The following is a 22,314-nucleotide window of genomic DNA, read 5'->3' as shown; positions in this document are numbered from 1 at the left end:
GAGAGCTTGCCAGTTCAATTGCAGGGTATTCACACTACGACCGCCGACAGAGTGCGCGATATGCCTAAGAGCCCTGACCGACAAGCTCAAATTGGATTAGATTCAAGCTTATGAACGAATACTTGCAGACTCAGGGCCCGGTTGTCCGGGAAGAGCAATTAGTCGATGTGTATCAGGCAGGTCAGGATGTGCCAACCCCCTGGATCGCGATCAGCGACCAGGTCATGGGTGGCATTTCCATCGCAGAACTGCAGCCGGGTGACCGTCATGGCTCGCCCTGCACCTACCTATCTGGTCGCACCAGCCTGGAGAATAACGGCGGTTTCATACAGATGAAGCTTGAGATTGAGTCGAGCTGGTCGGGTGCAGACTACGCGGGCTTCTTTATTGAACTATGCGGTACGGCGCATGACTACAACCTGAACGTCAAAACCAGTCAATTGGACAGGCCCTGGCAGTCCTTTCGCTGCACTTTGCCGGTGGAGCCGCAATGGACGCGTTTTATCGTGCCCTATACCCAGCTGCAAGCTCACCGCACGGTCATTGAGCTAGACCCAGCGAAGATCCACAGCGTTGCTGTGGTCGCCATTGGCGAGGCATTCGATGTTGACGTCTGCGTTAAACGGTTCGGCTTCTACCGCCTAGATAACGGTCAATCTGCAGAATAAATTTGTCACCTTTCCTTGTCGGTTTTCTTGTCGCGGATCACTTTTTAGTGCCACCTTTTCTGCTACCTTCGGCTCTGCAATATATAGCAGCGTCAGGCTCGTATGCTGCGCAATAGAGCCCTTAAAGGGCGCTCTATTGGTGTGCAGGTGATCAGGTAACGCACCCTATTCTTTGGCTTGTAATGTCTCCTGCTCGCCATTGTTTACAGACTTGCGACGCTCCCGTTTAGCCATGCGCCCTGTCGGCCTTGCTGCCATCAGCTCGGCTCGCTTCTTGCTCTGGGTTTGGGCGTCTCTCATACATCAAGGAAGTGCATTGTGATAAAGCCCCTCGTAGTCCTGGTCAGTATTGCTAGCGGTGTGCTGTCTTTGCCTGTTTTTGCTTATCAGTATGGCGAATATGGCACCGAAACCACCTTTACCCTTATTAATGACTATCCCGGCCGTTATCGTGGCACAGCTAATTTCGACGGTGCCGCCAATCTGATGGAGGAACGGATGGCCCCGGGTTACACGACCTCGCGCCAGGCGTTCACGTGGACCGCTGGCGGTACGCAGCGCAGTTCCGAGAACGTGATAGCGACAGCTTCCGGCGTTACTGGCCGTAACCTGGTGATAGGTTCGCACTTTGACACGGTTTTCAACCGTCCAACCCTGGAAGGGCTTGATGACAACGCCTCTGGCGCCGGCGTGCTGACTGAAATTGCACGTAATCTCAGTGGCCTTGATTTTGAAGACGGTGTGACCTTTATCGGCTTTGGTGCAGAGGAGGAGGGCTTGCGCGGCTCGCGGGCCTACGTGGCTTCGCTGGATCAGCAGGCCCGCGATAACCTGACGGGCATGATCAATATCGACAGCCTGATCACTGGCGACATGATGTACGCCCATGCGGGAACCAACAGCGTCGGTAATACTGAACTGGCTTCACTGCGTGAGCATGTTTTCCGTATTGCCTCCGAGTTGGGAATCGACCTGTTTACCAACCCCGGTTTGAATGCGGGTTATCCCATAGGCACCGGTTGTTGCAGTGACGGTGACAGCTTCAACGAAGCCCTGGATATTCCCGTGCTGTATTTCGAATCAACCAACTGGGAGATCGGCGATTTCGATGGTTACGAGCAGACCACCAATCCTGCGGTGCCCGGTGGCAGTACCTGGCATAACCCGGCTACGGATAATGCGGAATTCCTTATCGGCGTGCTGGGTGAGGAGCGTGTTGCCCAACGCATGCGTGATTATTCACGTTTGATTACACGCCTGGTTCTCGAAGCCACCAATACCGACTTGCGCTATTCAGCCCAGTCTGGTGCGAGCCTTGCTCGGGATATGCAAGACAACCTGGTCCGACAGCATCAAACCCTGACTCAGTTGCATGACCGGCGTTGGCTCAGCCTGCTGGGCGGTGCTCGCGAGGTCGGCAGTTTTGATGGCGCTGTCGGGATTGAAGGTGAAGTACAACCCAGCGGTGGTTTTGATCAAAGCGCTATCGAACGCGGGCGTCACGCCGCAGCTTATATATTGGCTGACTATCAGTTTACTGAGGCCCTGAATCTGGGGGTGAGCCTCAGCTATCAGCGCGCCAAGGACGAACGTGACTACGGTGGCGACCTGCAAAACAAAACCTGGCAGGCCGGTATTTATGCACAGCTTCATGACGGAGGGCCGACCTGGTTGAACGCTGAGCTGAGTGTGGGCCGTAGTGATCTTGAATCTACCCGTGCGCTGCATATTCAAGCTGACGGCGGCCCGGTGTTGTTGAGCCAGCGATTTGACGGCGAGACCGACGCCAGCTTCTATGGCGCTCGCCTGCTCGGCGGATACGATTTCAACCTTAGGCAGGTCAGAGTTGGGCCAATGGTGGGCGCAGACTACACGCGTTATTCCGTAGACAGTTTCAGTGAGAAAGGGGATCTGCGCACTGCGTTGGACTACGGTAGCGAAAAATTCGACTCCATTGAACTGAGCCTTGGAGCGCGGGCTTTTGGAGCGGTGGCTTTGAGCAAGGGGATGTTGCTTCAGCCCTATGCCAGCCTGGTCTGGGTGGAGGAGGTGGGTGATGGCCTGAGTGATAGTTTCCAGTTTGTGAGCCGTGGTGATGGCCTGGTGCGCGGTGCCGAAGGCCTGCCCGGCGCGGACAAGCACTTTGCCCGGGTCAAAGTCGGTGCCCAGCTAGCCGTCAGCGCCAACTTTGGCATCTTCGCAGAAGCCACCGCACGGGCAGCCCACGACGACGGTGATCAGTCGGGCTACGCGGTTGGAGCCCAGTTGTTGTTCTAAACTACGAGCGGGTAAAACCAAAGCTAAGCCTCTTGGTCCGCTCTTCAATATAGGCTACGTCAAAATCGGAGACGCTCCAGCGGCGAATCTTGTCTTGCTCACGCAGCCGTTATAGGGGCTCCTTGGGTGTTTTGACTTGGGGGTTGGTGGGTTCTGCTTCGCGACGGGGCCGTCGCTCCTACCAAGGGCGGGGCTTGCCGGCCAGGCCCTGTCATTCCCGCGCAGGCGGTTCGGTTTTTTCCGCTGAGGTGATAGGCGACTGACTCCGTTAAGGGGCACGAAGGCCGGCTCCGAATGACCGGTCTTCGCTTCCCGTTTTGCACCCCGACTAGCCCGACGGGCTCAAGCGGCCACTACCGATACCGGAATGCCGTTGAGCACCGCATTGCCAGACAATACGTCGACGACCTGATCATCGGTGATGTCATTGACGTTGATGCCGGGGTTGCTCTGCGCGACGCGCAGGCTGATCCCTTCACGGTCGTGGCCCCAGCCGTGTGGCAGGCAGACTACGCCGGGCATGATGTCGTCACTGACCTGGACGCTGACCAGCAGCTCGCCAGTGCGTGACATGATGCGTGCCTGTTTGCCACTGGCCAGGCCCAGGCGCTCGGCATCAGCAGGGTTGACCAGCAGGGCGCAGCGGTCGTTGCCTTTGACCAGGCGCTGGCTGTTGTGCATCCAGGAGTTGTTGGTACGCAGATCACGCCGCCCGATCAGCATCAACTCGCCGTGTTCAGCGCCACGCAGCTCGGCCAGAGCGCGGGCCAGGTCGTTTACCAGTTCCGGTGGTGTCAGGTGCAGTTTTTTGTCCGCGGTAAACAGGTAGCCTGGGAAGGACTCGCGCATCGGCCCCAGATCCAGGCCGTGGGGGTAGCGTTTGAGTACCTCGATGCTCAAGGGCTCGTCATGCTTTACCGGCTCGCCACTGTTGTACTCGTTAAAGCCCTGACCATAGGGGCCGGTTTTCAAGCCGTGGTCGAGAATCTGCTCGGGGCTGGGCATTTTGCGGGCTGGGCCGGCATCGGGGTTTTTCAGCGCTTCGATGCGCTCGGCCAGACCTTGCACTATGTCCCAGTCGCAACGGGTGCCTTCCGGCGCCTCGAATATCGGATCGCTGAAGCGCGCCAAGTTGCGTACCGCAAGCATGTTGAAGACGATGTCGTATTGCTCATGTTCCAGCGGCCCGGTGGGCGGCAGGATGATGTCGGCATGCCGTGAGGTTTCGTTCAGATAGAAGTCGATCGAGACCATGAACTCGAGCTGTTCCAGGGCGGCGTCCATCTGCCGACCATTGGGTGTGGACAGCACCGGGTTGCCCGCAACGCAGACAAAACCACGCACCTGGCCTTCGCCGGGAGTGAGCATTTCCTCGGCGATGGTTACGGCGGGGAAGTAGCGATCAAACTCCGGCAGGCCGCGTGCGCGACTCTGGTAGCTATTGAAACTGCCCATCGGCCGGCTCTGCGCCTTGTTGAACGCGGGGGTGGTAAACATCATGCCGCCGGGGCGGTCGAGGTTGCCGGTCAGAATGTTCAACACCAGCATCAGCCAGTGATTGAGCGCGCCATAGCTCTGGGTGGAAACGCCCATACGGCCGTAGCATACAGCGCATTCGGCGGCGGCAAAGTCTTCGGCAATGCGTTTGATCTCGCTGACGGCGATCCCGCAGCGGGCGCTGACTTGCTCCAGTGATAGGTCGTCGAACAGCGGTGCCAGGGCGTCCCAGTCATCGGCTAGCTCCCGTAGCTGGCCGGGTTTTGTCAGGCCCTTGTCGAGCACGTGACGGATCAGGCCGAGCAGGAAGAAGGCATCGGTACCCGGGCGGATAAACAGGTGTTGGTCGACATAGCGCGCGGACTCGGTGCGGCGCGGATCCACCAGCACCACCTTGCCACCGCGCTCACGAATGTTTTCCAGACGCTTGAGAATGTCGCCTGCGGTCATCAGGCTGCCGTTGGAAGCCGCCGGGTTGGCGCCGAGCATCAACATGTATTGCGTACGGTCGATATCGGGAATGGTGAACAGCTGGCTGTGGCCAAACATCAGGTAGGACACCAACTGATGCGGCATCTGGTCTAGCGACGCGGCAGAGGAAATATTCCGTGTGTCGATGGCCTTGCGCAGCGAGCCGGAAGCGAGCATCAGCCCAAGGTTGTGTGATGAGGGGTTGCCCCAGTACCCGGCGATGGAATCGTTACCATGGCGTTGCTGGATATCCACGATCTTGGCCGCGACCTTGTCCAGCGCGCTGCCCCAGTCGATTGGTAGCCACTCGCCGTTGACCTTTTCCAGCGGTGTGCGCAGGCGGTCCGGGTCGGTATGCAGGTCCTGCAGGGCATAGCCCTTGGGGCAGATGTGGCCGAGGCTGTGTGGGTCGTCCTGATCACCACTGATCGACAGAATCTGTTCGCCCTGGGTTTCAATGACCACGCCGCACATGGCTTCACACAGGGTGCAGGCACGGTGATGGGTTTTTACCGGTAACCTGGCCTGTTCGGCTTCACGGCCCCGGGCATCGCGGATAGCCCCGAGCATCTCGGTGATATTGACGATCTTGCGCCGCGTGCGACCTTCGACACGGCCGCGAGCCTGCTCGTGCTGATCCAGCAGGCGCCAGTCAGCGAGGCTGACGCTGTCGACCTGACGCGCTGCCAGCAGCGTATCGATCTCTTCCCCGGCCAGCGTCGGCAGGCTATCTCCCAGATCATCCAACAGGCGCTGTACGCTTTCGGTCGCGCACTGGCGGTTGCTGCCGATCACGCCGCTGGCACCACGCTTGATCCAGCCGGCAACATAATCGCGGCTGTTGGCCTGGCCGGTGATGCGCCCCTGCTCATGCTGAATCACGCCGCGCCCGCTATCAAAGGGCAGCTCATCAATGGCTGAACCTTGATAACCGATGGCATGCACTACCAGCGTGGCGGGCATGTCCAGCGTCTGCTCGCTGGGTCGAGCGACCCATTGGCCCTGCCCATCGCGGACCAGTTCGGTACGCTGCGCATGGACGCTGCTGACCTGGCCGTTGTCGGCGCTGAAGGCGGTCGGGCTGGTGTAGAACATAAAGCGAATGCGTTTGCCTGCCGCCTGGGGACGGCTGGCAATGTCGCGCAGCAGGCTGAGGTTCTGGCGTGCTTCGGCATACTCGGGCTGTTCCAGTTGGCGCGCAGTGGCGTCGTCCAGTTCAAGGTCTGCCGGGTCGACCAGTAGCTGCAGGCCAGCGATGGCCATCAACTGTTCCAGTTCCTTGGGGGTAAAGGCGGCTTGGGCTGGACCACGACGGGCCAGCAGACGCACTTCCTCGATACCGCTGGCGGCCAGAGCCTGCAGGGCATCATCGGCGATATCGGTCTTGGCCAACTGATCATTGGGCAGTACCAGCAGACGGGCAATATCCAGTGCGACGTTGCCGATACCGATGATCACGGCGGTGGGTCCGGCCAGGGCAGGGGCCAGCGCGGCTTCGTCTGGGTGGCCGTTGTACCAGCCGACAAAGTTTGACGAACCGAAGACATTCCCGCTATCGGCGCCCGGCAGTGTCAGTGGGCGGCTTTGTGAGCCACCGGTGGCGTAGATCACGCCGTGGTAGTGTTGGCGCAGATTGGTGCTGGAGATGTCACGACCAATCTGTACGTTGCCGAAGAAGCGGAAATTCTGTGACTCGGCAATACGCTCAAAACTGGCGGTGACCGATTTGATACGCGGGTGATCCGGCGCTACGCCGTAGCGCACCAGACCAAAGGGCGTGGGCAGACGCTCGAACATGTCGATGCGCGCGGCGGGCATCTGTTTCATCAGTGCCTCGGCGGCATAAAAACCGCTTGGCCCCGAGCCGACAATGGCAAAGCGCCCCGGCAGCCGTGCCAGCGGGCTGGCGGCATGCTGACCGGCCTGAATGCTCTCGCGGATGGCTGGATGGATCTTGGCGCCTTCGGCGTTTAGGGCAATAAAGGATTGCTGGTCCTCTGGCACCATGCTGCGGGGGAAGATGGCGGCCTCGGGGCAGGCCGAGACGCAGGCGTTGCAGTCAATACAGACTTCAGGGTCGATAAACAGCATTTCCGGCGCTTCACGGAAGGCCTCGACCGGGCACACATCTACGCAACTGGTGTGTTTGTTGCCAATACAGTTCTGGGTGACGACGTAAGCCATGATCTACTCCGCGCAGGGACAGCAAAACCTTATGGTATGTCTGGACTTGATCGCGCGTATTGGCAGTAAGCGCCTGATTGACATTTTGTGCCAGCGTCCCGATAGTTCTCCTTATGAGCAAAACCGATTACATCCCCTCAGGCTTTATCGAGACGCTTCAGAGCTATGTGCGCGAGCGCGATCTGCCTGCGTCTGGGCTGTTGGATAAGATGAGCCGGGATCTGGAGTCACCCAGCGTCTCGGCGCAGAGGTTCTGCGAGTTACTGGAGTCAGTCTGGGAGCGGGATCCGGTAAGTGCTCTGGGCATCAGGCTGGGCCTATCGGCGCAGCCGAGACATTTTGGTGTGGTCGGCTATATGGTCTCCTCCTGCGGCACCTTGGGTCAGGCGCTGGCGCGTTATCATCGCTACCAGGGGCTCTTGCAGGGCGGCTTGGTCTCGCGTGCTTGGCTCAAGGATGGCGTGCTATACATGCGCTGGACTCAGGCTGTGGCCAACACGCCGCTGGCCAGCGAGTTCAGTCTCGCGGTCTTTGTCAGTTTGTGCCAAGTGCTGATTGGCCGCGCAGTAACGCCGATGCGTGCAGGCTTGCCATTTCCCAAGCCGCAGGACCTGGGGGTGTATCAGGTGTTGCTGGGTTGCCCGGTGGATTTCGACCGTAGCGCCATCGAGTTGGCCATTCCGGCACATCTGCTAGCGCTGCCGATTTCCAGCAAGGATCCGTATCTGCTGCGCCTGCTTGAACAGCAAGCGCAGGCGCTCCTCAGCCAACTGCCGCAGGTGGAGGGTGCGCAGACCGGCGCTTTTTTCTCTCGCGTGCAGGAGCAGATCCTTGAATCGATGAAAAATGGAGATGTCAGTGCCGCGGCCGTTGCCCTGGCGTTGGGCTGCTCGCTGCGGACCTTTTACCGCCAGTTGCGCAGCGCGGGCTACAGCTACCGCGGCCTGCTCGCGCATACCCGGCACACCCTGGCCAGACAGTACCTGGCCGACCCGGCCCTGGCCCAGACTGATGTGGCGTTATTGCTTGGCTATTCTGAACAGAGCACCTTTATCCGCGCCTTTCGCAGCTGGACCGGCATGACGCCAGGGGGATATCGCGGCCACCTGGCGCGAAATGGTGGGGATGTGGCGGGCCGAGCGCGAACCGGAGGCAAATCCGTATAGCAAAACACAAGACCCGCCCCGTGTTCACTATTATGCTCTTGTCGGGTCTTCAGACGCGGGGATCGGCATCGCACCTGGCTCTCCGACCGCCAACTCTTTGGGAAAACGGCGGATCAGTAGCGTCAAACCGAAGCCCACCGACAGCATCAGCAAGGTGAGGCTGAAGGCGGCAGTGAAGCCCCCGGTAGTCTCTATCAGCCAGCCGGCGATGGCTGGGCCGAGGAATTGGCCGACAGCAAAGAACAGGGTCGCAAAACTGAACGCGATGGGGATATAACGCGGTGCTACCTGATCTGTAGCACTGGTCTGGATCATCGCAAACAAGCCGTTGATCGAGACGCCCATCACCAGAAAATGGAAAAAGAAATAGGGCAGAGTCTGACCGATTAGCGGCAAGCTCATGGCCAGGATCACCAGGAATATGGACAGCGCCAGGGCGTTGCCCCGGCCCCAGAAGTCCGACACCCAACCCCAAAGCGGGCCGGCTGCGATGGACAGCAGGCCCATCATGGCCATATAGCGTCCTGCGATAGATGCGCTGTGGCCGCTTTCGACCATAAAACTGACCATGAACACGGTCTGAACGATATAGCTCAGGCCAATGATGCCGTAGGTAGTGGCTACAATCAGTACTCGGGGATTGCGGTAAATTAACCACTTCTGATCCGACGGCAGATGACCGGCAGCGCTGGCGACAGCCACTGGGGGATTGCGTACGAACACCCCGATCATCACCGCCACAAACAGCGCTGCGCCGGCAAATATTCCCCAACTGACCCGCCAACCTTGCTCCCCGAATGTGCTGAGCAAGAAAGGCACCAGTAAGCCGGACACCAGGACGCCAATACCCACACCGCTGGTCATGCAGCCGATCACCAGACCGCGTTTCTCGGGAAACCAGGTAGCCAGCAGGGCCACCATCGGCGCAAACACAAAGGCGGTACCAAACCCCAGCAGCCCCATCAACAGCGTTATCAGCCAGAGATTCGCAGCGAAAGCCAGGCCGACAAAACCCACCACCACGGTGAGCATGCCAAACATGATCGAGGCCTTGGCTCCCCAGCGGGCAGCGGCCAGACCACCAGCCAGGACGAAGCAGACATAACACAGGGCTGTCACCGTACTGAGAATCCCCGCCTGCTGGTAGGTCAATCCAAGGTCTGTGCGCATTGCTGGCAGGATGACGCCGTAAGCCAGACGGGCAAAGCCAATCACCACCAAGGACGTAAGGGTGCCGCACAGTACGGTAATCACCATGTTCGGGCGTTTTGCACTTTGGGACATCGGGGGTTCTCTTATGCTCTGACACTTTAACCGCAGGGTTCTGGTGGTCCTTTTCCCTATCGATTCAAACTGATCCAGGTCGCTTCCGCACAAGCCACACGTTCACCGTTGCTGCGGTACAACGCGCTGCCAGCATTGTGTTTGCGGCCTGCGTGACTGATTGCCCAGGCCGACACCATCAGGGTTTCGCCGGGGCGTACGGGCTGTTCAATACGGACGCTAAAGCGTCCCAGCAGGGCCATGTCGGAGACTGGTTTGACGGCGAAGAAGCCAGGACAGTCCAGCGCGGCCCAGAGAAACTCGCTGGCTACGTTTCCGTCAGCGTCGGCCAGATCCGCAGCGGGTTGCCAGAGGGCGGCTACCTGATCCTCATGCTCACAGACACAGCCGGTGAAGATGCGCAGGCCATCGCCTGCATCACGGTTGGTGCCGCAGACGAAGCAACCGGGCAAGTCGTGGTGGCGTATGCCGACGAAGTGTTGCTGGGCCTCTTGGGCTTCCTCGAATGTGGGCGGCGGCGGGATATCCAGATCGAAGCTGTAGGGACGCGCGCTGGCCAGTAGTTGTTCGCCGAGCTTCAGTTGGAGGCCGTCGCCGTCGGGATGCAACTGCAGATCGGTATCCAGTGGCGGCGGTGCGTGCAGGGTGACTTGGCAGGGTTGATCCATGTGTTTAGCCACAAGACCGCAGACATAACCACCATTAGCGCTGTTTGGCGGTCCGCAGAAGCGACGGGCAATGTGCAATGTTGTGTAGTTCATGGTGCCTCCGGGGTGTGGGTCTTGCCTTATGGTACTTGCTTGGTGCGTGTTGCAGTACAGGGCTGGGTGTGGAATAGAGAGCGTTGATGTTGGGGCATGTGTGCTGGGTTAGTTGGCCGGGCAGGGAGTGATCAGCTCGCACGCAGTAGTGGGCGATTTTCATCTTTCCGATATATGATTCGCATCCCACCGCGCAACCTCGAACGTCAAGCCATCATGCCCAGCAACGCCATTTATACCGACCTGTCGGGTTATTACGATTTAATGTGCGCCGATATCGACTACAGGGCTCAAAGCCAGTGTGTTCAGCGGCTGCAACAGTTATTCGGGAGTGCTGGAAACAGGCATCTGGATCTGGCTTGTGGCACCGGACCGCATGTGCGACACCTGCTTGATGCGGGCTATCTAAGCAGCGGGCTGGATATTAATCAGCCGATGCTGGACCGGGCGATGATGCGCTGCCCAGAGGCGCAGTTCTCTCTGCAGGATATGTGCGGCTTTACAGTGAGTCAGCCGGTTGATCTGATTACCTGTTTTTTGTATTCCATTCATTACAGTGCCGGGCTCGAGCGGCTGCAAGCGTGTATTGCCAGTGCGCATGCTGCCTTGGTTAGCGGTGGGCTGTTCTGCTTTAACGCGGTTGATAAGCACAAGATCGCTAACAATTCCTGCGTATCGCACAGCGTCAGGCAGGCTGATTCGTTGTTCAGCTTTAGTTCTGGTTGGCATTATTTGGGCAAGGGCGAGCGGCAGTCTTTAAGGCTGCGCATTGAAAAGACCACGGCAGATGAAAGTCAGGTATGGCAGGACGAACACCCTATGGTGGCGGTCAGTTTCGGCGAGCTGATTGAGCTGTTACAGCCGTACTTTGAGGTTCAGGTGCTGGAGCATGATTACCAGACGATCATGCCCTGGGATCAGACGTCCGGGAATGCGCTATTTGCTTGTGTGAAGATTTAGGGGGGCACCGGATGAGCGTGCCCCCGGTCCGTCAGTCCCAGCTCAACGCCCCACCAGTCTGATATTCAATTACCCGCGTTTCAAAGAAGTTTTTCTCTTTCTTCAAATCCATGATTTCACTCATCCATGGGAAGGGGTTGACCGTGCCTGGGTATTCTTCTTTCAGGCCAATCTGGGTCAGGCGGCGGTTGGCGATGAATTTGAGGTAGTCCTCCATCATCGCGGCGTTCATGCCGAGTACGCCGCGGGGCATGGTGTCGCGGGCGTATTCGATTTCCAGCTGGGTGCCTTGCAGGATCATCTGCGTGGCTTCATCTTTCATGTTGGCATCCCACAGGTGCGGGTTTTCGATCTTGATCTGGTTGATCACGTCGATGCCGAAGTTCAAGTGCATGGACTCGTCACGCAGGATGTACTGAAACTGTTCGGCGACGCCGGTCATCTTGTTGCGGCGGCCCATGGACAGGATCTGGGTGAAGCCGCAGTAGAAGAACACGCCTTCGAGTACGCAGTAGTAGGCGATCAGGTTGCGCAGCAGCTCCTTGTCGGTGTCGACGGTGCCGGTGTTGAAGGTCGGATCGGAGATCGAGCGCGTGTACTTGAGGCCCCAGGCGGCCTTTTTCGCGACGCTGGGGATCTCGTGGTACATATTGAAGATCTCGCCTTCGTCCATGCCCAGTGATTCGATGCAGTACTGGTAGGCGTGGGTGTGGATCGCCTCTTCGAAAGCTTGACGCAGGATGTACTGGCGGCATTCGGGGTTGGTGATCAGGCGGTAGACGGCCAGTATCAGGTTGTTGGCGACCAGGGAGTCGGCGGTGGAGAAGAAACCGAGGTTGCGCTTGACGATGCGGCGCTCGTCGTCGGTCAGGCCTTCGGGGGTCTTCCACAGGGCGATGTCGGCGGTCATGTTGACCTCCTGTGGCATCCAGTGATTGGAGCAGCCGTCGAGGTACTTTTGCCAGGCCCATTCGTATTTGAAGGGCACCAGTTGGTTGAGGTCGGCGCGGCAGTTGATCATCTGCTTGGCATCGACGCTGACGCGGGATGCGGTGCCTTCGAGTTCGTCCAGGCCTTCCTGGATGTCGAGTTCGTCGAGCGCGGCTTTGGCGCGGGCGATGGCGTCCGAGTCGTTGCTGGCGACCTGGCGGGCGTCGGCGACCAGGGCTTGGGTGGCGGCGGATGCTTCTGACGCTGGCGTGCTGGTGTCGGCGTGTTGTGTCGAGGTGGAACTCGACACTCCCAGAGGGGGAGTGGTGGTTTGGTCGTTGTCTAGTTCGTCCCAGCTGAGCATGTGGTGGCTCCTGTGTTCTCGCTCGGCGGCGAGGTGAAAATGGATTCCCGCTTTCGCGGGAATGACGCGAGGGGCGGGAATAATGTGAGAGCCGCGGCCTCGCGGCGAAGCGTTGCTCGTTATCGCGACGGGGCCGTCGCTCCTACCTGTTCGGTGCGGTTGGCACCTTTTTGGGTGGGAGCTGCGGCCTCGCGGCGATGGGTGGCCCGTTATCGCGACGGGGCCGTCGCTCCTACCTGTTCGGCGCGGTTGGCACCTTTTTGGGTAGGAGCCGCGGCCTCGCGGCGAGGGGTGGCCCGTTATCGCGACGGGCGGTCGCTCCTAGCTGTTATTGGCAGGCCTCGCAGTCTGGTTCATCGATTGCACAGGCCTTCGGTACCGGGGCGGGGGCCCCGTTGGAGACGGCGTTGAGTTTGCCGGTGTCGACGGTGGATTTCTCGGTGCTGGTGGCGGCCAGGGCGCGCAGGTAGTAGGTGGTTTTCAGGCCCCGGTACCAAGCCATGCGGTAGGTCACGTCGAGTGCCTTGCCGGAGGCGCCGGCGATGTACAGGTTGAGTGACTGCGCCTGGTCGATCCACTTCTGGCGGCGGCTGGCGGCTTCGACTATCCAGCGGGTTTCCACTTCAAAGGCGGTGGCATAAAGCGCTTTGAGGTCGTCCGGCACGCGGTCGATCTGCTGTACCGAGCCGTCGTAGAACTTCAGGTCGTTAACCATTACCGGGTCCCAGAGGTTGCGCGCCTTGAGGTCGCGTACCAGGTAGGGGTTGATCACGGTGAATTCGCCGGACAGGTTCGATTTGACGTACAGGTTCTGATAGGTCGGCTCGATCGACTGGGAGACGCCGGTGATGTTGGCGATGGTCGCGGTCGGCGCGATGGCCATGATGTTGGAGTTGCGCATGCCTTGCTTGGCGCGCTGGCGCAGGGGCTCCCAGTCCAGGGTCTGGCTGCGGTCGACTTCGATGTACTTGGCGCCGCGCTGTTCGATGAGAATATCCAGCGAGTCCAGCGGCAATATGCCCTGGTTCCACAAGGAGCCTTCAAAGGTCGCATAGCTGCCGCGCTCTTCGGCCAGGTCGCAGGAGGCCTGGATGGCGTAGTAGCTGACCGCTTCCATCGACTGATCGGCAAAGCTGACGGCGGCATCGGAGCCGTAGGCGATGTGTTGCAGGTAGAGCGCATCCTGAAAGCCCATGATGCCCAGGCCCACGGGGCGGTGCTTGAGGTTGGAGTTCTTTGCCTGCGGCACCGAGTAGTAGTTGATGTCGATGACGTTATCCAGCATGCGCACGGCGGTCTTGATGGTGGCCGCGAGCTTGGCGGTGTCCAGCTTGCCGTCCACGATATGGTTCGGCAGGTTGACCGAGCCCAGGTTGCACACGGCGATTTCATCGGCCGAGGTGTTCAGGGTGATTTCGGTGCACAGGTTCGAGCTGTGTACCACGCCGACGTGCTGCTGCGGGCTGCGTAGATTACAGGCGTCCTTGAAGGTGATCCACGGGTGGCCGGTTTCGAACAGCATGCTGAGCATCTTGCGCCACAGGTCGCGGGCCTGGATGGTCTTGTGCAGTTTGAGCTTGCCGTACTCGATCAGCGCTTCGTAATACTCGTAGCGCTCCTCGAAGGCCTTGCCGGTCAGGTCGTGCAGGTCTGGCGTATCGGATGGGGAGAACAGCGTCCACTTGCCGTCTTCGAATACGCGCTTCATGAACAGGTCGGGAATCCAGTTGGCGGTGTTCATGTCGTGGGTGCGGCGACGGTCGTCACCGGTGTTCTTGCGCAGCTCGAGGAATTCTTCGATATCCAGGTGCCAGGTTTCCAGGTAGGCACACACGGCGCCCTTGCGCTTGCCGCCCTGGTTTACCGCAACGGCGGTGTCATTGACCACCTTGAGGAAGGGCACGACGCCTTGGGATTTGCCGTTGGTGCCCTTGATGTAGGAGCCCAGTGCGCGCACGTTGGTCCAGTCGTTACCCAGGCCACCGGCGAATTTCGAGAGCATGGCGTTGTCATGAATCGCGTGGTAAATACCCGACAGCTCGTCCGGTACGGTGGTCAGATAGCAGCTGGACAGCTGCGGGCGCAGGGTGCCGGCGTTGAACAGTGTGGGCGTGGAGGCCATATAGTCGAAGCTGGAGAGCAGCTTGTAGAACTCGATGGCGCGGGCGTTGCGGTCGGACTCTTCAATCGCCAGGCCCATGGCGACGCGCATAAAGAAAATCTGCGGCAGCTCGAAGCGCACGCCGTCCTTATGAATGAAGTAACGGTCGTACAGGGTCTGCAGGCCGAGGTAGGAGAACTGTTGATCGCGGGTATGATCCAGCGCGGCGCCCAGTGCCTCCAGGTCAAACTCCTTCAGGCGTGAATCGACTAGCTCCAGCTCCGCGCCTTTATTGATGTAGGCGGGCAGGGCCTTGGCATACAGCTCGGCCATTTCGTGGTGGGTAGCGCTGTCGGCGACGCCGAGAAAGCCCAGGGCTTCGGCGCGCAGGGTATCCATCAGCAGGCGGGCGGTCACGTGGCTGTAGTTCGGCTCGCGCTCGACCAAAGTGCGAGCGGTCATGACCAGGGCGGTGTTGACGTCCTGCTGGGTTACGCCGTCGTAGAGGTTCTTCAGGGTTTCGCGTTCGATCAGCTTGGCATCCACCTCGGCCAGACCTTCGCAGGCCTCGTCGATAATGGTGTGCATGCGGCCGATGTCCAGGGGTACGCGGCTGCCATCGGCCTGGGTGACGTTTAGCGTGGGGTGCGCTTCAACCGGCTGGCGCGCCTGGCGCTGGCGCGAATGTTCTTCGCGGTAGAGCACGTAGCTGCGGGCAACCTTCTGCTCACCGGCGCGCATCAGCGCCAGTTCCACCTGGTCCTGAATCTCTTCGATATGCAGCGTGCCGCCAGAGGGCATACGGCGTTTGAAGATGGCGCTGATGGTTTCGGTAAGCTGATTCACGGTCTGGTGAATACGGCTGGAGGCGGCAGCCTGGCCGCCCTCGACTGCGAGGAAGGCCTTGGTGATGGCAACCTTGATCTTGTCGTCGGTGTAACCCATCAGGGTGCCGTTGCGCTTGATCACGCGGATCTGGCCGGGGGCGGTGAGGTTCAAATCCTGCTCGTGCTGACCGCCTTGCAGCGTGCTCCCCGGGGCATTGTCGCTAGAGTGGGGGTTGGGTTGGCTGGTGGGCTGCATGACGATCTCCTTGGCATGGCCTGATTGATAAGGGTTACTACATATAGTGTTTTCCGCTGCTGCCGTACTGGTCGTTGCTCGCACCGCTGAAAATAATCTACATGTAGTGATGTATTTAATCTGTGGCACAAGATAGTGTGTGAATTGACGTTATGCAAGTCTGAATAAGGAGTTTTCCTGATGGCTATTTACTGGCGAGGTTCAGGTTCGCGACGCTCTAAATAGCGTATTTTCAGGCTTTCAGACCATTTTTGACCTTTAGCGTGGCCTTAAAAAATAAACACTATATATAGTGTATGCTGCCCAAAATAACCCTTGTCAGGATAGTAGGTAGGTGTTTTCTCGGCCTGTTGCTACAATCGCCGGTCTTACTGGCGGGTGATTCGGGGTTGGTGCTGTGGTGCATGCAGATAGCGGACGAATACTGATCGTTGAAGACGACGTTAAACTGGCTGCCTTGATCGAGGCTTTTCTGGTCTCCCAGGGGCTGGAGGTTGAGCTGTTGACCGACGGTGGCGGGGCAGTGGAGCGAATTTTGGCGAGCAATCCAGATCTGGTGGTGCTGGATCTGATGCTGCCCGGCGAAGATGGGTTGTCCATCTGCAAGCGCCTGCGCGCCACTGGCTATGCGCGGCCAATCCTGATGCTGACGGCGCGCAGCGAAGATGAAGATCATATTCAAGGGCTGGAGCTGGGCGCTGACGATTACGTCAACAAACCAGTGCGCCCACAGGTATTGCTGGCGCGTATCCGTGCCTTGCTACGCCGCAGTGCGGACAATGAACCGCTGGCAGAGCGCGAGGTGACGCGCTTGACATTCGGACCACTGGTGATCGACCAGGCGCGCCGCGAGGCCTGGCTGCAGAATGAACTGATTGATCTGACCGGGGCGGAATTTGATCTGCTCTGGTTGCTGGCCAACAATGCCGGACGCGTGCTCAGCCGCGAGGAGATTTTCAATTCCCTGCGCGGCATCGAATACGACGGCCAGGACCGCTCGATCGACGTGCGCATCTCGCGTATCCGGCCGAAAATCGGCGACGACCCCGAACTGCCGCGCATCATCAAGACAGTGCGTAGCAAGGGCTACCTGTTTGTTGCTGTTCAGCCCTGAATGAATTCCATCTTCCTGCGCATTTATGGCGGCATGCTGCTGATTCTGGTCACGGTGTCGCTGTTGGCGCTGCTTAGCATCCATCTGATCAACGACGTGCGTGCCGAGGATTACCGCGAGCGTATCGCCAGCGGCACCTTCCGGCTGATGGCAGACAACCTCAAACCCATGGACGATAGCGAGCGCCTGCGGGCAATGGCAGCCTGGCAGCGGCTGATTGGTGTGCCACTTGAGCTGAAAGCGCTGGATGATTTGAATCTGGATTCCAGCAGTTGGGCGCGGTTGATCCGCGGCCAGGTGTTGGTCAAGCCCAGCGGCAACGACGATGTGCGCGTATACAGCCTGGTGGATTTAAGCACCGAGATGGTGCTGACCACGGAAATTCACCGGATTACCGAGCAGTTGGGTCGCGCCACGCTGTTTCTGATTTCCGATGAGCTGGTTCGTGCCCCGGAAGCGGATATGCCATCGCGGCTGCAACAGCTGCGGCGGGAAAAAGGCTTTGGCTACCCGCTGATTCTTACCCGTATACACGAAGCCGACCTGGATGCTGACCAGCGTCGCCGCCTCGACGAGCTGGATACGCTGATGACCCTCGGGCCGGAGGGCGATTCGGTGTTGCTGTATATGAAGATCCCGGACACCGAGTGGGTGTTGAGCCTGGGGCCGCTGTATCAGATGAAAGAATACCCGGCGCAGATGTTGCTGATTATCGGGCTACTGGTCCTGACTCTGTCCGGCTTGCTGATCTACCTGTTGGTACGCCAGCTCGAGCAGCGCCTGATGGTGCTGGAGGCAGCAGCCACCCACCTGACCCGCGGCAATCTGAATGCCCGGGTGGATGAAGCTGCGGCCGATTCGGTAGGGCGTCTGGCCAAGGCCTTCAATGATATGGCCAGCCACCTGCAACGTCTGATGCGCACCCAGCGGGAAATGATTGGCGCGGTTTCCCACGAGCTGCGCACGCCGATCGCGCGTCTGCGCTTTGGTCTGGAAATGGTCGAAACCGCTGACAATGAAGCTGACCTGACCCGCTACTTGCAGGGTATGGATGGTGATCTCAGCGAGCTGGATAAACTGGTGGACGAGATTCTGACCTATGCCCGCCTGGAGCAAGGCGCCCCGGCACTGAACATGCAGGAGGTCGATGTGCCGGCGATGGTCATGCGGGTAGTCAAAGAGTTGGAGCCGCTGCACCAGCACGTGACGCTTGAGGTGCAGGACCTGTCTTTGGGCCGGGCGCAGCGCATTGAGGCGGAGCCGCTTTATTTGCAGCGGGCTATTACCAACCTGGTGAGTAATGCGCAGCGGCATGCGGTGAGCCAGGTGCGCATCACCACGCGGGTTACCTACGGGCGCTGTAGCATCCATGTGGAAGATGACGGCCCGGGTATCAAGGAAGAATGGCGCGAACGCATCTTTACTCCGTTCCTGCGTCTGGATGACAGCCGCACGCGGGCCTCGGGCGGTTACGGCCTGGGTTTGTCTATCGTGCGGCGGGTGATCTATTGGCATGACGGGCGCGCCCGGGTAGGGCGTTCCGAAGCGCTGGGTGGTGCAGATTTCAGCCTCGATTGGCCGGTGCGGCGTAGCTGAGCCGCACCGGCCGAACGCATGACGCTAGCGGCTGTGGCCGTTAACCAACAGGCGGAAGGCCTGGCTGGCCGGGCCTGGATTGGGCGTACGCCCGCAGATCAGATCGCAATAGATGGCGCCTTCGCCAATCCGAATGATGAAGTAGGCCAGGCTCTCGGCATCCATTTCCGGATTGATTTTTCCCGCCTTGATTTGCTCGTCGAACAGTTGCCGCCAGGTTTCAATCAGCCGGCTTTGTAGGCCGGAGATATTCGATGTCAGCAGCTGCAGACCCCACTGCGGCTCGGCGTGCAGGAAGTCATGCATGGGTTTGGCATTGATCAGCGCGATATTGATATCGGTATAGATCTGTACCAGAAACTCAATCCCATCCAGTGACGCGTCTTCAGCGGCGCGCTCAATGGCCTTGTCGTAAATAAGTTTGTACTGTGACCAGAGGATCTCGCCCATCAGCAGATCCTTGTTGCCCACCCAGCGCATCAGCGTAGCGCGGCCAATGCCCAGCTCTTCAGCCAGCAATGACAGGTTTAGCCGGCGGCCTTCTAGCCACCAGCGTGTGGCCATGCGAAAGGCGGTGATCGGAGTGGCGCGCTCATCAGACTTGCGCTGGGATAACGCCATGGAAAGGGGGGTAGGTTGACTGCTCATATTCACTGCCTGTGTGACTTTATGTATTGGCTCTCTCGGCGCCTATAGTAGCAAGGGCGATACCAAGATTAGAAGTGTCCCGGCGGTGAATCATTGGATGAATTGTCGGTTTTAAAAGCCGGTTATCGAAAGATAACCGGCGGTTCAGATCAGCAGTGCGGTTCGACGCAGCTCAATTGATGCCTTTGCGCTGCACATCCCAACGGAAGTTGCTGCACAGGCCACAGTTGCTGCCGTAAAAGGTGCTTTCTGCCGAGGTGTCGTCCATCAGGTGGTAGCGGAACCACGCAGTTGATGGGCCACGGTAGTCGCCGCCATTGCCGACAGGTTCAAAGTGACTGGCAGTGGTGCGTTCGCCCCAGAATACCGGCACGTTGGCGCGGCTGAATACCGGTGCGGCATTCAGTGTGGGTGAGGCGATGGTGTCGCGCCCGCCGGTCATCAGAAACATCGGACCATTCTGTTGGCTCTGCGAGGACGAGCGATGACCCAGGCCGATGGTATAGGGCTGGAACGGCGCCGTTACCGTAACGCGGCTATCACGCCCTGCCATGATTGAACCACCACCCCCTTGCGAGTGACCGGTGCTGCCCACGCGGTTAACGTCCAGGTTGCCAGCATAGGTGCCGCTGCTGCGGCCATTTTGCTGCACCAGGTAATCCAGGCAGTCGATCATGTCGTCGCCTGAACCGGCGTTGGATGTGCGCGCTGCGGCCACCACAAAGCCGTGGCTGGCCCAGTGGTCGAGAAGGCTGCTGTAGGTGGTCGGCGTGCTGCCGGTGCCATTGCCCCAAATGATGATCGGGTGGCGCAAGCCGTTTTCACCCAGGGTGCGCGGCCGGTAGATGCGGCAGCTGGGGCCCTCATTACCACTGGTGGTGGCAAAGGGGCCGCTGCCGTCAAAGCTTGATACCGGTGGGAAGGTGCCGTCACCGCTGCTTGGAGGCGGAGTGGGGTTGGTCGCCAGTACGGACGTGGACAAGAGCATTGCCCCGGCAAGGGCGGTGAGTGTACAGGTGGTTGACTTCATTGTTGATCTCTCTTCGAGGTTGTTTTTATGTCGGTTGAGACCGCTGGTTGAACCAGTATCAGGCTCGGTACGAGACAAATCCTAACGTCGAAGCTAGTGCATCACATTCGCCTATTTGGGTTAAATTTGAGACATGCGCTGGCGCTTTGTTGGGTTTAGGCCTGACTAACAGCAAGCCGGGGCGCAACGTAATAAAAAAACGGGACCTGAGTCCCGTTTTACTCCGAGCATGATGGGCTTTACGGGGTGGAGTAGTTCTCGGTTTGGCCGAAGATGAACGGCAGCGTACCGATTTCCTGCGGGCTCAGGCCGGCGGCTGCCAGCGCGGTAGTCCAGGCGGCGTTGACGCCTGCCAGCGTTAGCTCTTCGGCGGACATGCTGACATCAGCTGCGGCGTTGGAGGCGTCAAACACGATGACTTTGTCCTGGTCGGGCGCGGGCGTCCAGGCAACCCATTGAGGTTGCGCTGAACTGGCACTGCCATTGGGGTCGCCATCTCGAGCAAAGTCGGCCAGATAGCTCATCATCGATTCCTGCAGTTCAACTCGCCCGGCTTGGTTTTCATCGGTGAAGGGCAGCTCGAACAGACCCTCACCCGCACCGAGGAAGAAAGAGATGTCCCCTGCGTGACCGGCGCCGTAGATGAAGTTGAACGGCGAGGGGCCCGACTGGGTGCCCCAGCGGAAATCATAGGCATAGGTAGCGGGCTGGTGTTGGCTGATCAGGCGCGCTAGTTCATCTACGTATTTCGCCCGCCAGGCGCGCCCACCGTAGTAGCCGGTGATCTCGTAGGTATCTTTATCCTGCTGGGTGGGTAGCACTTCGTCCAGGGTTTGGGTGCCTGTAAAGGCGACGGCTAGCAGATCTAGCCAGCTTTTGTCCGGGGGTGAGGGCACGTTCGGCAGCGCCGCTTTAACCGCTCCTCCGTACAGCGGCATGAATGACTTCATCTCGTACTCGTTGGCACCCAGGATCACCGGCACATTGTTGAAATTGCCGCTAGTGAAGCTGGGAATCCAACCGCCGGTGGGAATCACCGTACCGTCCTCGATTGCACCGTAAACGCCGAGCGTGTTGTAGTTGACTACCGCCTGGTAGAGGTCCCGGCCTTCGGCCGCACGCAGGTATTCGTCCAGGGTACCGGCGGCTTCCATCTCTTCACGCATTTGCGTGGCATCGGCCTCGCTGATGGGGGTACTGGGTGTTTTGCGGTCTTCCAGCAGGCGAATCAACCATTCGATATGGCTGTTGGCCGAATTGCGTGCGCTGGAGGGGCTAACGGTATTCATTGCGCCGCTCTGGGACATGGCGCGGTGGAAGAGCCCGCCGCCGGCCTCCGGCGAGACCATCAAATTGAGCACATTATGCGCGCCGGCGGATTCGCCGGTGATGGTCACGTTGTCAGGATCGCCGCCGAAATCGGCAATATTGGTCTGGATCCATTCCAATGCGCGAATGGTGTCCAGCGTGCCGAAGTTGCCCGAGTCTGACAGTGCATCATCCGCGCCGCCGGTCTGTACATCCGGGTGGAAAAACCAGCCCAATGGTCCGAGCCGATATTGCACTACGACCACGACCACGTCGGAGTGATTGGCCAGGGCACGGCCGTCGTACTGTTTGGCAGTACCAAAATTGTTTGAACCGCCGTGAATCCATACGTACACAGGTAGAGCTTCATCCTGGAAGTCACTGCGGTTGGGGCGGTAGATATCGACGATCAGGCAATCCTCATCGCCCACCATATTGGTGGTGCGCAGCCACTGGGTGGTGGTTTCGGCCTGCACGCATTCGGCAGCACGTTCGGTGGCATCCAGGGTGCCACTCCAGTTTTGTGGCGGCAGAGGCGCACGCCAGCGTAGGTCGCCGACCGGTGGCTGGGCATAAGGTAGGCCATGCCAGATCAGCATGTCGGCCGTGACAATGCCTTTGACAGTCCCGTTGCTCAGGGTCAGTTGTGCACGGCTGGGATCATCTGAATCACTACCACCACCGCCACCCAGGCAGCCGGCGAGTACCAATGAGCCGGTAGCCAGGGCGATGGTGGTAATCAAGGTTCTTTTTTGCGTGAAAATGGAGCGTGTTTTATTGCCTGCGCGACTATACATCGAGCTTCTCCTGGTTATTGTTGTTATCAGAGGACAGAAGATAGGACGGTCCTGAGTTGGCACAGTTTTTAGCAA

General features: G+C 59.2%; 14 protein-coding genes and 1 pseudogene. 6 read left to right on the top strand and 9 right to left on the bottom strand.

Features of this window, described 5'->3' with window-relative positions:
• The first annotated feature begins 110 nt into the window (after positions 1 to 110).
• Complete coding sequence (locus tag K787_RS23080; protein ID WP_022963199.1) at positions 111 to 668, top strand: CIA30 family protein; 558 nt, start codon at positions 111 to 113, stop codon at positions 666 to 668.
• Between the two features lie 318 nt (positions 669 to 986).
• The gene (locus K787_RS0112795; RefSeq protein ID WP_022963198.1) at positions 987 to 2,945 is read left to right on the top strand and encodes an autotransporter domain-containing protein; all 1,959 of its coding nucleotides are present in this window, start codon (positions 987 to 989) and stop codon (positions 2,943 to 2,945) included.
• Between the two features lie 342 nt (positions 2,946 to 3,287).
• Here K787_RS0112795 and K787_RS25575 read toward each other — a convergent pair whose 3' ends face one another.
• Both K787_RS25575 and K787_RS25870 read right to left on the bottom strand, forming a co-directional pair.
• Positions 3,288 to 5,483 carry a molybdopterin oxidoreductase family protein gene (locus tag K787_RS25575; protein WP_370736737.1) on the bottom strand — a complete coding sequence of 732 codons (2,196 nt, stop codon included), beginning with the start codon at positions 5,481 to 5,483 and terminating at the stop codon, positions 3,288 to 3,290.
• 1,455 nt (positions 5,484 to 6,938) lie between these two features.
• Positions 6,939 to 7,097 (bottom strand): annotated as a pseudogene (locus K787_RS25870) (DUF362 domain-containing protein); the annotation flags it as partial.
• Positions 7,098 to 7,210: 113 nt separating this feature from the next.
• Between K787_RS25870 and K787_RS0112785 the strand changes: the two are divergent.
• Positions 7,211 to 8,263, top strand: a complete 1,053-nt coding sequence (locus tag K787_RS0112785; RefSeq protein WP_022963196.1) for an AraC family transcriptional regulator — start codon at positions 7,211 to 7,213, stop codon at positions 8,261 to 8,263.
• A gap of 30 nt (positions 8,264 to 8,293) precedes the next feature.
• Here the strand turns inward: K787_RS0112785 and K787_RS23075 are convergent, their stop codons facing one another.
• Positions 8,294 to 9,547, bottom strand: a complete 1,254-nt coding sequence (locus K787_RS23075; protein WP_022963195.1) for an MFS transporter — start codon at positions 9,545 to 9,547, stop codon at positions 8,294 to 8,296.
• A 56-nt stretch (positions 9,548 to 9,603) separates the two neighbouring features.
• Positions 9,604 to 10,308: a hotdog fold domain-containing protein gene (locus K787_RS0112775; RefSeq protein ID WP_022963194.1), complete on the bottom strand. Its 705-nt coding sequence runs from the start codon at positions 10,306 to 10,308 to the stop codon at positions 9,604 to 9,606.
• Positions 10,309 to 10,524: 216 nt separating this feature from the next.
• Between K787_RS0112775 and K787_RS0112770 the strand changes: the two genes are divergently transcribed.
• On the top strand, positions 10,525 to 11,268 hold the full coding sequence (locus K787_RS0112770; protein ID WP_028614901.1) for a class I SAM-dependent DNA methyltransferase: 744 nt from the start codon (positions 10,525 to 10,527) through the stop codon (positions 11,266 to 11,268).
• A gap of 31 nt (positions 11,269 to 11,299) precedes the next feature.
• Here the strand turns inward: K787_RS0112770 and K787_RS0112765 are convergent, their stop codons facing one another.
• Positions 11,300 to 12,562, bottom strand: coding sequence for a ribonucleotide-diphosphate reductase subunit beta (locus K787_RS0112765; RefSeq protein ID WP_022963192.1), 1,263 nt, complete (start codon positions 12,560 to 12,562; stop codon positions 11,300 to 11,302).
• Between the two features lie 328 nt (positions 12,563 to 12,890).
• Complete coding sequence (locus tag K787_RS0112760; RefSeq protein ID WP_022963191.1) at positions 12,891 to 15,746, bottom strand: ribonucleoside-diphosphate reductase subunit alpha; 2,856 nt, start codon at positions 15,744 to 15,746, stop codon at positions 12,891 to 12,893.
• A gap of 400 nt (positions 15,747 to 16,146) precedes the next feature.
• Here K787_RS0112760 and K787_RS0112755 point away from each other — a divergent pair, with 400 nt between their 5' ends.
• Positions 16,147 to 16,860, top strand: coding sequence for a response regulator (locus tag K787_RS0112755; RefSeq protein ID WP_022963190.1), 714 nt, complete (start codon positions 16,147 to 16,149; stop codon positions 16,858 to 16,860).
• Positions 16,861 to 18,456, top strand: coding sequence for an ATP-binding protein (locus K787_RS0112750; RefSeq protein WP_022963189.1), 1,596 nt, complete (start codon positions 16,861 to 16,863; stop codon positions 18,454 to 18,456). It begins immediately after the preceding gene.
• A gap of 24 nt (positions 18,457 to 18,480) precedes the next feature.
• On the opposite strand, the gene K787_RS0112745 is transcribed toward K787_RS0112750, so the two are convergent.
• The 3 genes from K787_RS0112745 to K787_RS0112735 form a co-directional block, all read right to left on the bottom strand.
• Entirely contained in the window at positions 18,481 to 19,104 is a 624-nt protein-coding gene (locus tag K787_RS0112745; RefSeq protein ID WP_152486839.1) for a QsdR family transcriptional regulator, read from the bottom strand.
• 172 nt (positions 19,105 to 19,276) lie between these two features.
• Entirely contained in the window at positions 19,277 to 20,134 is an 858-nt protein-coding gene (locus K787_RS0112740; protein WP_022963187.1) for a poly(ethylene terephthalate) hydrolase family protein, read from the bottom strand.
• A gap of 239 nt (positions 20,135 to 20,373) precedes the next feature.
• Positions 20,374 to 22,239 carry a carboxylesterase family protein gene (locus K787_RS0112735; protein ID WP_022963186.1) on the bottom strand — a complete coding sequence of 622 codons (1,866 nt, stop codon included), beginning with the start codon at positions 22,237 to 22,239 and terminating at the stop codon, positions 20,374 to 20,376.
• Positions 22,240 to 22,314 lie beyond the last annotated feature (75 nt).

This window comes from Halopseudomonas pelagia CL-AP6, from assembly GCF_000410875.1.
GTDB classification, from domain to species: domain Bacteria; phylum Pseudomonadota; class Gammaproteobacteria; order Pseudomonadales; family Pseudomonadaceae; genus Halopseudomonas; species Halopseudomonas pelagia.
The sequence above is the reverse complement of the archived record's forward strand: the minus strand, read 5'-3'. Positions and strand labels throughout refer to the sequence as shown.

Excerpts from the sequence above, each read along its gene's own strand:
- K787_RS0112770 (WP_028614901.1), top strand. The coding sequence starts at position 10,525 with ATGCCCAGCAACGCCATTTATACCGACCTGTCGGGTTATTACGATTTA.
- K787_RS0112740 (WP_022963187.1), bottom strand. The coding sequence starts at position 20,134 with ATGAAGTCAACCACCTGTACACTCACCGCCCTTGCCGGGGCAATGCTC.
- K787_RS0112760 (WP_022963191.1), bottom strand. The coding sequence starts at position 15,746 with ATGCAGCCCACCAGCCAACCCAACCCCCACTCTAGCGACAATGCCCCG.
- K787_RS0112750 (WP_022963189.1), top strand. The coding sequence starts at position 16,861 with ATGAATTCCATCTTCCTGCGCATTTATGGCGGCATGCTGCTGATTCTG.
- K787_RS23075 (WP_022963195.1), bottom strand. The coding sequence starts at position 9,547 with ATGTCCCAAAGTGCAAAACGCCCGAACATGGTGATTACCGTACTGTGC.
- K787_RS25575 (WP_370736737.1), bottom strand. The coding sequence starts at position 5,483 with ATGCTCGGGGCTATCCGCGATGCCCGGGGCCGTGAAGCCGAACAGGCC.
- K787_RS0112745 (WP_152486839.1), bottom strand. The coding sequence starts at position 19,104 with ATGAGCAGTCAACCTACCCCCCTTTCCATGGCGTTATCCCAGCGCAAG.
- K787_RS0112765 (WP_022963192.1), bottom strand. The coding sequence starts at position 12,562 with ATGCTCAGCTGGGACGAACTAGACAACGACCAAACCACCACTCCCCCT.
- K787_RS0112775 (WP_022963194.1), bottom strand. The coding sequence starts at position 10,308 with ATGAACTACACAACATTGCACATTGCCCGTCGCTTCTGCGGACCGCCA.
- K787_RS0112735 (WP_022963186.1), bottom strand. The coding sequence starts at position 22,239 with ATGTATAGTCGCGCAGGCAATAAAACACGCTCCATTTTCACGCAAAAA.
- K787_RS0112785 (WP_022963196.1), top strand. The coding sequence starts at position 7,211 with ATGAGCAAAACCGATTACATCCCCTCAGGCTTTATCGAGACGCTTCAG.
- K787_RS23080 (WP_022963199.1), top strand. The coding sequence starts at position 111 with ATGAACGAATACTTGCAGACTCAGGGCCCGGTTGTCCGGGAAGAGCAA.